Below are 13,391 nucleotides of genomic sequence, written 5' to 3' on the forward strand. Positions count from 1 at the left end.
TTCTAATGAAATAAGGCTCATTCTAAAACCTACCACGGTATAGATTCCCCTGCCCAATCCACAAAACTCCCTGATTGGGCAGCACCCATCTTACTGAGTACCTCAAGCAAGCATTCAGCACTATAGGCTGGCGAAAATAGCTGCCCGTCAGCTACGTTGCCTTGAAACGGAGCTGATAGCTGGGTGTTGACAGTGCCTGGCTGCATTACTACCACGCAGACGTCTTTAAGAGAGCGACTCCATTCAATACTCAGGTTTTTCATACCCATATTAAGCGCCGCCTTACTCATGCGGTAGCTGTACCACCCGCCGAGTTGATTGTCACTGATACTACCTACCCTTGCCGATATCGTCGCAAAAATCGCCGGTTTGTCTGCGCTTCGTTCAGCTTTCGCCAATAGCGGTTTGATGTGCTTGGCAATGAGCAAGCTTGCCAAAGCATTAACCTGCATATTCTGTAAAAAAAACTCACTTTCAATCTGTTGTAGTGATTTTTCTGGCTGATGCATTTTGGTATGCAGCAATCCAGCACAGTTAATCACCCAATCTATATGTGTGGTTTGCTGCTTGATCGTATCAGCTGCTTGTTTGATACTTTGCTCGTCACAGATATCCATTGCTACCCAATACAGATTTTCTGCTTCAAAATTAGGCACGCTTTTATGGTATGTGGCAAAAACACGGATGTCAGTATCGGTGTGCATATCGTTATTCGTAAGGGTGCTGGCGTGTTCATTGGCGGCAGTTTGTACCAATTGTTCAACCATGGCTTTACCGATACCGCCTGTACCACCGATGATAAAATAATTTTTAGTATTCATAAGGCGTTCATCCTTGTGAGTATTTATAGGGGTTATAACGCAATATTAAAACTACTTCTACTATATTGATTCAATGTAAACCTATTTACCATAGGGGGAATGTGTCACTTATCTTGAACGCTGATCATTTAATAAATTTTTGCAGCCTTATTATTTTGATAAAATAGGATATACACAAAAAAAGCTGCCATAACAGGCAGCTTTTTATACGTTTGCTTTCAATTGTCTAGCTTTTTCTAGCCTCTGATTTTAGCTTCTAGTGATGCGCTGGTTCTTTTGATATAGGTATCTCTTTACCGTCGCAATCAAACAATTTACCTTCAGTAAAATAATCACCTTCATATAGATCAATCATCACTACAGGACGTACCGAACGGTCTTCTGTACCAGCAACAAATACGGACTGTTGGTCTGAATTACCTATTTTTAAGTGGTTAAACAACAAGTTTAGGGCAATGGCCATGATGGCAGCAGAGCTGATACCTGAATGGAAAATCGTGGCAAACCAGTTTGGAAATTGATCATAAAACGCTGGCGCTGCAATCGGTAGCATACCAAAACCGATGGAGGTCGCAACGATGATTAGATTCATATTATTGGTATAGCTGACCTGCGCAAGCGTGCGAATACCACTGGCTGCAACCGTACCAAACAATACGATACCGGCGCCGCCAAGTACGGCGGTAGGAACGGTAGCGATAACACGACCCATAATCGGCATCAAGCCCAAAACAACCAAAATAATACCGGCGTAAGCGACTACAAAACGGCTTTTAACACCCGTTACGGCAACTAGACCTACGTTTTGTGCGAAAGCACTTTGAGTAAATGAGCCAAATATAGGGGCAATCATACTGGCTGCCATATCAGCTCGTAGTCCATTACCCAAACGTTTTGAATCGATATCTGTCTCAATGATATCACCAACCGCCAAAATATCTGCTGACGTTTCAACCAAAATAACCAATACCACGATAAACATAGAGATAATTGCAGCAATCTCAAAAGTCGGCATACCAAAATGGAACGGTGATGGGAAAGCAAAAATAGAGCCTGTCGTAATACCAGAGAAATCAACCAAGCCTAATGCCCAAGCAGCAAAAGTACCAATGACCATCGCTAATAGAATCGATAGGCGACTGATCGCAGCATTACCAAGCTTGCTTAGTAATAACACCATCGCTAGCGTGAAGCCAGCAAGACCAATATTGGTCATACTACCAAAGGTAGGTAAGTTGCTGTTGCCGCCCATTGCCCAGCGGGCAGCGACTGGCATCAAGGTCAAACCAATAGTAGTAATGACGGTGCCAGTCACTAATGGCGGGAAGAATTTGATAATTTGGGAGAAAATAGGCGTGATCAAAAAGCCCAAAGCAGAGGCGGCAATGACAGCACCAAACACAGAAGGTAGTCCGCCCCCCGTTGTCACAATCGCAACCACGGTTGCCACACTCGCAAACGATACACCTTGTACGAGTGGCAGCTGACAGCCAAAGAATGGCACACCAATCGTTTGTAATAAAGTCGCAAGACCACCGATAAATAATGAGGCGGCAATTAACAAGCCAATTTCAGCGGGTAATAATCCAGCTGCCTGTCCCACAATTAATGGAACCGCAATAATACCACCGTACATGGTCAGTACGTGTTGAAAACCATAAGCAATATTGGCACCAATACCCAAGTTTTCATCTTCTGGGCGGGCAACTGCCGATTGAGAAGTAGATTTAATATCCATATTAAATAGCCGTCCTTCGTGTTCTGTTGTTGATATGTTCTAGGCTTGTTCTTCGACAACTCCTAGAATGGGACTCAAGATTGTTATAAAACCAAATACTCTACCTATCATTGCTAAAAAGGCGAATCGCCCTTTTATTCATCAATCTTTATTATTGGTCAGCTATAACGCCACTTTTGTTTATAGCGGCAGATATCGCTGTGTATAATCTGAATTTGACATTAGAATAGGGATGAATATTTGATAAAACATTTAAATCAGGATTCTAATGTGTTTTTAGCATACCGCTTATTTATAATAACTGCCAGTTATTATTGACCATATGGTCAGGTTTTTTGTTAGCAACATAAATATCGTTAAAATTGACATCTATAACCTTCAGAAATAAAGTAATAATTGCATCAACACATACGCTTTTATGATTATAATTTTCAACACATTTTGATATTTCATTTCACCATTGATTATACGGACATCAGACCATGCTATCGCCCCAAGACCAATTGACTGAGCTGGTACGTACTCTTGAGACGCAGCAGCATGTCTTTGCCACTGACCCGCTACTCATTACTGAAAAGCTGCAAAATGAAGAAGGTTCGCCACTGCAAAAACTGCATCGACGAGCGTCACGAATAGACAGCAATGCCGCGCTGGCAGGCGTGCTTGGTAAGATTGATGGTCGCATCAAAGGCATCATGGTTGTCATGAGCGTGATTTGGTGTCTCTCAGGATTTTTGGGATTATTTACCTTATTGCAGACCAATGTGGTGAACTTCTTTTACGTCTTGGTATGCTTATTGGGTTTTCATAGTCTTATGCTTCTGGGCTGGCTAGTCATGACGCTTATTAGTCAAGGCAAGCAGTCTTCAAATTGGTTTGCCAGCTTTGTCAGTCCCAGTTATTTGATACGTGGTAAAGATGATGTAACTCAGGCAGCGGTGAATTTATATGAGCGGCAGCTGCAACACAGCGGTATGCGTTGGTATTTAGGCAGATTTAGTCATCAGTTATGGCTTGCCACACTGACTGGTATGCTGCTTGCGATTATTTTTCTGTTGATTGTGCGTCAATACAGCTTTAGCTGGGAGTCAACGCTGCTGTCAGATCAGGCGCTAATTACCTTGACGCAAGTACTTGGATGGTTACCAAGTATGGTTGGATTCGATGTTCCGGACAGTACGGCTATCGTACAGAGCCGATTAGTGACTGATGCTATGCCTTTGTCTGTCGCACGGCAATGGGCAGGCTTGTTGGTTGGTAGTTTACTGATGTATGGGATTGTCCCACGCGCGATTGCTTGGGCATTTTGTGCCTTGATGTTCCGTCGTAAAAAGATGCGTTTGGATATCAAGCTGCCTTATTATCAAAAGATTTTGAATTTTTGGCAGCGTCATGTGGTGGATGCTGATGACTTTAAAGAAGCCCCCGCGCCTATCGTCCCAAAAGCCCAAGTCAGTGCGGGCAAAAAACTGGTTGCGCTATTAGAGTATCCAGCGGAGCAAAACCAATGGTGGCAGTCGGGTTTCGATACAAGCATTACTGATACGACTGATATTGAGAATTTTGGTATTCTTGATGACCGTGAAGATATGGCACGGCTAAAGGCTTACCTAGATGCAAATCCGGTACAGGTATTGCTTGGTATTCATTTTAAAGCGCTGCCTGACCGTGGTACCTTGCGTAAACTTGATCAGATCGCCAATCACGCCAAATATGGACTGATTGTACAACTGTTAGAGGACAATAGCCTGAGTCTGACAGAGCACCATAATACGGGCAATGATGTTTTAAATACTGGTTCAGACTCGAATTTAGAAAAACAACATGTTCGTTATCAGCAATGGCAAACTGCCCTATCTGCTCGAAAAATCGGTTTGATTAATAACTGAAAATCTTTTTTTAGACGATGGATTATTGAACTCATACCGAAATATAGAACAATTTGTTCTACAAAAAATGGCTATGATGTTTTTGGATACCACCAATCAATATAAGATTCTATTATGAATAATGACAATAATAATCAGGGAAATAATACGCAGAACAGTCTGCAAAAAACTGATAAGCCTGCAGGGCTTTTTGCTGATAAAGCGTATGAGGTAAATCCTCAAGCATCATCGTCTGGATTAGCCCCACAGTCATCAATTGAACCAGAAACTAGCTACAGGGAAGCTAAAAAAACCATCGCTAGTGGTGAGGCATTAAAGCTTGCGGTCGTTGGTCATACCAATACGGGTAAGACTTCTATATTACGTACTCTATTGCGTGACGTTTACTTCGGTGAAGTAAAAAATGAAGCCGCAACTACCCGTCATGTAGAGCGCGCCCAACTGACGGATAGTCAAACGGGTGAAATATTGGTGGCTCTATATGACACGCCAGGTTTGGAGGACGCATCAGGGCTGATGGATTGGCTTGAGGATAATACCGCCAGTCGCCGTGATGGTATTGAGCGCCTGCAACAGTTTTTGGCATCTGATATTGCTCAAAGTAGTGATGCGCTAAGTAGCAATGAGGACTATAGCCAAGAAGCCAAAGTGATTCGTCAGCTGTTAGCAAGTGATATGGCCATCTATGTCGTCGATGCACGTGAGCCGGTACTCGGTAAATATAGAGATGAGCTGGCTATTTTATCTTGGGCCGCGATTCCTGTTATGCCGGTATTTAATTTCACTGATGCTCAGGTTGCCAATATTGATGATTGGCAGACTATGCTGGCAAGACGTAACTTACATATCTCGACGCGCTTTGATTCAGTTGCATTTAAATTTAACGATGAGATGCGTTTATGGCAGAATCTTGCGACTATGCTTACCCATTCTGAAATGCTTGAGCAGTTAATGGCGCGCCGCACTGAAAACTGGGCACAGTTATATGATGAAGCCAATATTATCATTGCAGATTTCTTGTTAAACGTCGCAGCATTTGTACGAGAGATTGGCGAAGATGATGATCCCATGCCAGTATTACAGCAAATGCAAGAAGCGGTTAGACAGAGCGAACGCGCAATGCAGCATAATTTGCTGAGTTTATATAAATTTTATGACAATGATGTAGCGGCAACGCCACTTGAGCTACAGGCCTATCAGCAAGACCCGTTCGACCCCGAGCTTCTCAAAAGTTATGGCATTCGCACCACATCAGGCGCTGCGGCTGGCGCGTTACTAGGATTGGGTATTGATGCGGCTGCTCTTGGTACAACCTTGGGGTTGGGTGCTGCCATCGGTGGCATCGCAGGTGGATTGCTATCCAATACTGGCAGTATCGCCGATAAAATATCAGGGGTTAAGCGGTTATATATCGACCCTGCAACATTGACCCTGCTAGCTACTCGGGCGATAGATTTGCTCACTGCGCTACGTCACCGTGGGCATGCAGCAACAGATGCTACGCAGCTGATATATAAGGGTGAGGCGTCAATTGGCGATACTGACGCTGGGAATAATAATGCTATAACGCCATGGGCAACGCACAAACTGCCCAGTGAGCTAAAAAAATCTCGTGGCAAACCGCAGTGGTCATCACTCAGTAGTGGCAAGTCTGAGCAGGCGCAGTTATTACGCGCAGATATGGCATGGTCGCTGGCAAGTAAGCTGTCGTCGTATCAGGGTCAGCCATAATGCATAAACATGTTAAAGATAATATCTCTTACTGACGGGCTTTATGATGCTGGGCTTACTAATGCACTTAAGGCATCAGTACCGCGTACGTCCGTTTGTTGCAGATATATTGGGTATAGCGGATATTTGGAAAAATTCTTTTCAATATCCTGCATTAATTGTTGCTGGCGCTCAGCACGACGACGCCAAAACGTATCGGACTGGGTCGGTGCTATCAACTGATTAATAACGATTGCGGCTGGCATAAGCTTACTGTCTTCTAACTGCTCTATCGCTCGCTTTGTTTCAGCCAGTGGTAATACGTCAGCCGTCATCACTAATACAATGGCGGTTTGTGTACGGTCATGAAGCAGCAACCCTGCCCGACGAAACAGCTGTTTGCGTTTTTCCAGTATGGATACCGCTTGCTCCCAGCGGTCAGATTTTTTTGCAGCAAATGGATTTGGCACATCATTATCGACGTCTTTTTGATTGCTCTTTTGATTGTGACTGCCTAAATGATTTGCCACTGAGCGCAGTTTTGCCTGCCTTCGCTGCTGCGCGAGCAATCCATCCGTCCATGCCCCCATCATCTCAGGCAGCACTAATAAACGCAGTGTATGTCCCGTCGGTGCGGTATCAAAAATGACGTGCTCATAGCCAGCATCTGCTGCTTCGACTAGATGGTGACACATAGATTCGAGCATCGCGGCTTCTTGTGCACCAGGTGCTGATTTTGATAGCCGTAGATGCTCGCGAATTTTTGGCATCATATCTGGATTGGCATAAGAGGTAATGGTGCGTTCAACTTGGGCAAAATGCTCATCGACGATGATATCAGGGTTTAGTTCAATAGCATCCAAATAAGGGGTTACGACTGTTTTTTGATTTTTTAGCGGGACGTTTAACACATCGCCCAAGCTATGTGCCGGATCAGTTGAGACAATCAGCGTCTTTTTACCTTGATTGGCATAATAGCTGGCAAGTGCAGCGGCAGTGGTAGTCTTACCTACTCCGCCCTTGCCGCCGATAAATATAATCGGCTGTGTCATTAATTGCTCTACCAATGCAGGCAATGGATGTAATGCCATACTTTTATCTCGTTTTAATTAATTCAAAGGAAACTAACAACAACCAACATGATCAAAGGGACATCTATCCATGCCCATGCGTGTATGCCATTCATGGAAATTTTCTAAAAACAATGGCTGCAACTCTAATGTATAAAAGCTAGCAGGATTATCGATGCCTAAGCTTTCCGCAAACATGAGTAGCATGAAAAAATCTTCTTCATCACGCGCGGCGCGTGCCATTGTCTGGCGATACGGCGCATGATAAAACTCATTTAACCCAGCCGCAAACCGTTGCCACCATGGCTCAATATTTTTTATAGGTTTTGTGATATCTGCCTTTTCCATAATGACCCTTATTTTGCGTATGCTTATTATCTATCATGCCTATATGAGACAAAAAACGCCAGCAATTGCTGCTAGCGTTTTTATCGTAATTCAGTAAGTATTTAACTAGGGATTCAACATGGCTTAGAGATTACTTTTGCCTCTGTGTATCGACCATTCTTTACGGAGTACTGATAAACTCTCAAACGTCACTAAGATTGTGGCTATCAAGATAATGATATCCATAATAATAAGTAACCAGTTACCGTCATTGAAAAAGGTTTTTAGCTGAATCAATAACGCAAATACCGTCATGACCAGTAAGAACGACAATGGTCCTAAGGTATACCATACTGGTCTGCCTTTACGTAACAAGATAACGGTTACAATCATCAAGGTTAATGCTGCCATGAGCTGATTTGTCGTGCCAAATAACGGCCAAATAATCATACCGCCAGCACCATCGATGCCACCAGCACCGAATGCTAATAACAAGCAGCTACCAACGGCAAGCAATGTGGCCACCACACTTTTATTTAGGACAGGTAGTTTATAAATCTCACCAAATTCTTGGAAGATATAACGTTGCAGACGTACCCCAGTATCCATCGTGGTACCAGCGAACAAGGCTGCCATTACCGTTAGCATCGTCTGCGATAAAACCATATCAATGCCGACGCCAGCATTCAAGATAGTCGCACCGCCATCAATAAAGGCACCAATAGAGCCATCGCCAAATTTTTGATAAACGGCTTGCCAGTCGCCAAGGGTTGCAAAGCCTGCTGTTGCCGCGAGTATCGCACCAAGTGCTAGCATGCCCTCACCCATGGCGCCGAAGTAACCGACGAATCGTACATCTTCTTCTTTATCAATTTGCTTAGACGTCGTACCCGTCGCTACCAAACCATGAAAGCCTGAGATTGCACCACAAGCAATGGTCACAAATAATAAAGGCAACATAGATGGTGTACCGATTGGCAATGCTGTGTTGATCGCTGGCGCGACAATATTAGGAGTCGCAATAAAGATGGCGGCATATAATAAAATCAGACCGACAAATAACTGCAAGCCATTGATGTAATCGCGCGGCTGCAACAGCATCCAGACTGGTAACAAAGACGCGATTGCCGCATAGACAAACAAAATAATAATCCAAACAGCATTGTCAGGTAAGCCTAAGAATGTCTCAGGTAACACAATGGGGAACATAGGACCAAGATAGATAAGCCCATATAAAGCCGTAACCCCAATGATTGATACCCAAACCAGATTCATCTTATAGCGATAAATACACTGACCGATGATAAAGGCGACTATCAAAGCGCCCCAAACTGGCAGCACAGCGGATGGGGTTTTTATCATCATATTAGCAATAGCGACACCAAATACCGCATTTACCATGAGTAATAATAAGAAGATAACGATCATCATCAAGCTACGTACACGTGTACCCATGACGGTACCGGCAATCGAGCCAATCGATTGACCTCGATTGCGCATACTAGCCCAAATGGCAGACATGTCGTGGACACCCGCCATAAAAATAGTACCTAATACCACCCAAATGATAGCAGGTACCCAGCCCCAAATAACCGCAATGGCAGGACCAATAATCGGTGCTGCCCCTGCGACTGAAGTAAAATGGTGTCCCCACAACACATATTTATTAGTGGGAATATAATCTACCCCATCCTTCATGGCATGCGCTGGCGTGGGGATACTATTATCCAATGCCAAAATTTTAGTGGCGATAAATTTTGAGTAAAACAGATAGCCGCAAAGCATAGCGGCAACAGCAAACAATAGCACGATTGCACTATTCATCTTATCTCTCCTTAGACAAGTAATGGGTAGCCTTATAAGTTCAAGCTTTTTAATTTAGAATATAAAAAATATGTTAAATTAGTCTTCGGCAGGTGACTCAGAGCACCTGACCATACGCAATTAAGCAGTTGATAGAAATTTTGTCATATCATTATCCATTAATACGGCTGAACTTTATAGTTAGCAGACGTCATCAGTCAGTATATGATATGGTGAATCTTTGGTTGGCAACCCATTTAAATACTAACCGATTTAACAAAGAATGTAACGCTAGTTAAACCTCGAAAACAACAAATAAAGGAAGCACAATGGCGCATTATTTTGGATTTGTACCTTCAGATAAATTAAAAGCATTAATCGTTGAAGCTGAGCAAATCGTTGCATCGAATGAGGAAGTACCATACTACCCATATCGCGATGCTTTAACACATCAGACTGCGCGTGATCTTATTGATAATTTATTGGTTGGTCTGGTTGACATTATCCCAAATCCTGAACGCCAAGCTTCCATGCGTAAAGTGGTTGTCACTGTTGAACGTGCGACCGATACCTTGCTTAATATTTTGCTGGGTAAAGAAAATAACGAAGAAGTATTGCCAAGCTTCCATTTTCTAAGAGATCGAGCAACCTTTATCGATAATGACGGTCTAAAACGGGTGGGTTTTAAGCTCACAGAACAACATACTGCCATCATTCAAAAAGGTTTTGCAGCCATTACTCCTGAACATGTGGATACCAAGACATTTAAAACCGCACTTGAAACCATGAACGAAGAAACTTTAACTCACTTTATTAGCCGTTTTGCTGAAACCTTAAAATTGGGTATGATTAAACGCAAATCTGTACCTGTTGCCAAAGCAGCTATCGATAAAGGCATGAATATGGCACTTAATAAGTTGTTACCTGATTTGCCAGACAGCTCATTGAATCGCTTGGCGAACTATTACCGCCCTTTTATCGTAGAAAAGCCAGAATAAGTGTCAATATTTGATTAATTTTGCCTCAAAAGCCAGTTGGCATTGGGCATATTCACTAAAATTTGCTAAAATAAGCGGCACTTTTTACCAAAGGCACGTCCGATGACCCAAATCAGCAATCAAGAAATTGAAAAAACATTACGTAACTCAGAATGCCTAATCAGCAGTATAGAAGTTGCTGCCGCTTATGAGCGTTTAGCTGCACAGCTTAATCTGCACTATGCTGGTCTAAATCCGATTGTTATGGTCGTTATGAATGGCGGGCTTATCCCAGCCGGTCAATTACTGACTCACCTTACTTTTTATCATCGTATGCATTATATCCATGCATCGCGTTATCGTGATAACGAAGGAACCAATGAGCTTGATTGGAAATTTAAGCCTGATGTTAACATTGAAGGCGAGCATGTCTTATTGATCGATGATATTTTTGATGAAGGCATCACCTTAAAAGCAGTGGTTGAAGAATTGAGCAAGGAAAAACCTTTATCGATTGAATCATGTGTTCTCCTTAATAAAGAGCATGATCGTAAAGTTAAAGGTTTCGATGTTGATTTCGTTGGTATTAATGTTGCAGATCGCTATGTCTATGGCTGTGGTATGGACTTCCATGGTTACTTACGTCATCTGCCTGGTATCTACGCTATTAAAGAAGACAAGATTTAATCAGTTTTTGATTGACTTGATAGCATAGTAAAAAAGCATCCAATGGGTGCTTTTTTATTGCTTATTGATAAGTATATGTATTTGAGTGTTTTTTGATAATACATGCGATAAATACTAACTAAAACTGCAATGCTAAACCCGTATGGCGCTCAGTCGGTGTCTGAACTGCTTTTTCGAAAGCATGTTTTGTACTATGTATAGACACCTGTTTTTTAGCGCGGGTTACCGCCGTATAAATAAGCTCCTTGCTCAAAAGCCTTGCATGACTATTATCAAAAGTAATGGCCACATGATCAAACTCAGACCCCTGCGATTTATGAATGGTCATTGCATATGCTGTGGCTATAACGTCTTCATTTAGCAGATTGACAGCAATTCCCTGTGCTTTATTCTCAAAGAACACCTCAAGTCGGCTTCTTTCATCTCCTGTTTGCAAGCAAAAACCGATATCACCATTAAACAGTCCCAGCTCATAGTTGTTTTGTAAAACCATAACGGGACGACCATGAAACCATGTATTTTGACCTAGCGGTAGCTTTAGTTCAGTAAGATGCCATTGAGTGATATGGTTATTAATGTAGTGATCACCCCACTCGCCATTATGACCAGCACTCAAGACTCTAAATTGATTAAACGTTTGCATTAATGAGGTAATTGTACTTTTTACTGATTCTGGCATGGATTTTTCTATCGGATTTTTTAGCAGTGATTCAACTTTATTCAGGTATTGATGATAATTTAGAGTGAGGTTTGAAATAATTTTATAATTGCTTAGGCTATTTTGTATCTTATTATCTATAACTGTCTCTGTTTGCAACGTATTTACATATTGAAAACTCAGTGCCTTGTCCTGTCTTAACAACTGCCAAATAGCTTGAGTATCTGCCTCTGTCTTATTAATTTGATTGGCAAGCTTGCCAATCCCTGAGTCTGCGCTAAATCGGCGACTCTCTGTTAGCTTTGCATGTATAGGTTGTAGCAATGGAATGCGGCATAAGTCAGCCAATACTGCCCCAGCATCTACTGCGGCTAACTGGTTCGCATCTCCTAACAATATAAGCCTTGCGCCTGGTTTCACCGCACTCACAAGGTAATTAGCCAGTTCCACCCCCAACATAGACGCCTCATCGACAATGATAATATCTTCGCCGAGTGGATTATTTGCATTGTAACGAGGTCTACCTGTTCGACCAATGCCTAATAAGCGATGAATGGTCTTGGCTTCTTGCAGTTGTAGCCCCACATTCGCTCCATCTAGAGCCGCTTGCAAAGACTCTTGCATTCGCTGGGCAGCCTTACCAGTCGGTGCTGCTAAGGCTAGGCTGGCACTGTCCGTACTGAACCGAATTTTTCCATGCTCATCACCCCCACTCTCTGCAGCTTGTTGCAGAGCAATTACTAACTGAGCAACCGTATAGGTCTTCCCTGTACCGGGACCACCAGTAATAATGCTAAAGGCATTGTTATTAGCGACATTAATAGCCATTACCTGCTGCTCATGTAGGTTTTCCGGTATCGCTATCTCTAAAGGGGTTATCTGTTGGTTCAAAATAGTATTGATGTGCTGTGCTAAGTTGAATTCTGCTTGCCAAGCTCGATGTAACCAAAAAGTGATCTTAATATTTTGTGTATCAGCTTCTGGTTTATTAATATGCTGATACACAATAGGTTGATTATTCTTGCTTAGGCTATTTTTATTATTCACGTTAGAATTAGCGTCAGCGAACAAAGTATGCTCATGAATGGGCTGAATGAAGGAATTTAGATTCGTGTTTTTCACTATCTGATAAAGTGCAGCAACCGCATCAAAGCGTTTGCTGAGTATCTCTTTTTCACGATTGGTGAGTGCCAGCTGCGCCCATAGCTGAGCTCGCTTACCAAACATGATGCCTAGCAGGATAAATAATGATAACTCAGCTGTAGAATCATCCTCTTGCTGAGTAACTGTTTGAATGTCAATCAGTGCTAGAATTGGCGTTGCTAGCATCTCTAATAGTTGCTGCTGCCAGGCATATAGGGTGATTAGCTCGCCATTGATTTGACCGCTAAGCGGCACTTCATGCTCAGTTTCCTCAATGGTGAGTACAGTATGTCCCTCTTCTAAATGAGTGGCCAACATAACGAATAAAGCAGTAAATAAGCCATTTTGTTCCGTCTTATCGATTTGCTTACTATCAGCATTAGCCTTTGCCTCAGTGACGTTATACGCTAAGTGCGTTTGCTGACGGCGCAGCAATATATAATCACTGATGTTACTAGCCCAGCTTTCTTGTAAGCTAACGCCCGCTCTGCTCTTATTGTTATTATTACTCATAGTATGCTTGTCTCTATTTTTATCCAGTTAATCGCTATCATGGTTGTTTCTTATT

General features: G+C 42.6%; 10 protein-coding genes. 4 read left to right on the plus strand and 6 right to left on the minus strand.

Annotated elements, in window-relative coordinates; translation table 11 throughout:
• Nucleotides 1-29: 29 nt before the first annotated feature.
• The gene (locus H0262_RS08380) at nucleotides 30-821 is read right to left on the minus strand and encodes an SDR family oxidoreductase (RefSeq protein WP_181210434.1); all 792 of its coding nucleotides are present in this window, start codon (nucleotides 819-821) and stop codon (nucleotides 30-32) included.
• Between the two features lie 256 nt (nucleotides 822-1,077).
• A complete protein-coding gene (locus tag H0262_RS08385) occupies nucleotides 1,078-2,559 on the minus strand; it encodes a nucleobase:cation symporter-2 family protein (protein ID WP_181210435.1) in 1,482 nt (493 codons plus the stop codon).
• A gap of 482 nt (nucleotides 2,560-3,041) precedes the next feature.
• On the opposite strand from H0262_RS08385, the gene H0262_RS08390 reads away from it, so the two are divergent.
• Nucleotides 3,042-4,448: a DUF2868 domain-containing protein gene (locus H0262_RS08390; RefSeq protein WP_181210436.1), complete on the plus strand. Its 1,407-nt coding sequence runs from the start codon at nucleotides 3,042-3,044 to the stop codon at nucleotides 4,446-4,448.
• 114 nt (nucleotides 4,449-4,562) lie between these two features.
• Complete coding sequence (locus H0262_RS08395) at nucleotides 4,563-6,179, plus strand: DUF3482 domain-containing protein (RefSeq protein ID WP_181210437.1); 1,617 nt, start codon at nucleotides 4,563-4,565, stop codon at nucleotides 6,177-6,179.
• 41 nt (nucleotides 6,180-6,220) lie between these two features.
• On the opposite strand, the gene H0262_RS08400 is transcribed toward H0262_RS08395, so the two are convergent.
• The 3 genes from H0262_RS08400 to H0262_RS08410 form a co-directional block, all read right to left on the minus strand.
• Nucleotides 6,221-7,249 carry an ArsA family ATPase gene (locus H0262_RS08400; protein ID WP_181210438.1) on the minus strand — a complete coding sequence of 343 codons (1,029 nt, stop codon included), beginning with the start codon at nucleotides 7,247-7,249 and terminating at the stop codon, nucleotides 6,221-6,223.
• 33 nt (nucleotides 7,250-7,282) lie between these two features.
• Nucleotides 7,283-7,576 carry a cory-CC-star protein gene (locus H0262_RS08405; protein ID WP_011513629.1) on the minus strand — a complete coding sequence of 98 codons (294 nt, stop codon included), beginning with the start codon at nucleotides 7,574-7,576 and terminating at the stop codon, nucleotides 7,283-7,285.
• Between the two features lie 123 nt (nucleotides 7,577-7,699).
• On the minus strand, nucleotides 7,700-9,379 hold the full coding sequence (locus tag H0262_RS08410; RefSeq protein WP_181210439.1) for a carbon starvation protein A: 1,680 nt from the start codon (nucleotides 9,377-9,379) through the stop codon (nucleotides 7,700-7,702).
• Between the two features lie 308 nt (nucleotides 9,380-9,687).
• Between H0262_RS08410 and H0262_RS08415 the strand changes: the two genes are divergently transcribed.
• Nucleotides 9,688-10,356, plus strand: a complete 669-nt coding sequence (locus H0262_RS08415; protein ID WP_133104339.1) for a hypothetical protein — start codon at nucleotides 9,688-9,690, stop codon at nucleotides 10,354-10,356.
• Nucleotides 10,357-10,458: 102 nt separating this feature from the next.
• On the plus strand, nucleotides 10,459-11,022 hold the full coding sequence (locus tag H0262_RS08420) for a hypoxanthine-guanine phosphoribosyltransferase (RefSeq protein ID WP_011513626.1): 564 nt from the start codon (nucleotides 10,459-10,461) through the stop codon (nucleotides 11,020-11,022).
• Between the two features lie 118 nt (nucleotides 11,023-11,140).
• Here H0262_RS08420 and recD read toward each other — a convergent pair whose 3' ends face one another.
• Entirely contained in the window at nucleotides 11,141-13,336 is a 2,196-nt protein-coding gene (recD, locus tag H0262_RS08425; RefSeq protein WP_181210440.1) for an exodeoxyribonuclease V subunit alpha, read from the minus strand.
• Between the last annotated feature and the right edge of the window lie 55 nt (nucleotides 13,337-13,391).

Origin of the sequence: Psychrobacter sp. D2, assembly GCF_013608135.1 — a bacterium.
In the GTDB taxonomy this organism is placed as follows: domain Bacteria; phylum Pseudomonadota; class Gammaproteobacteria; order Pseudomonadales; family Moraxellaceae; genus Psychrobacter; species Psychrobacter cryohalolentis.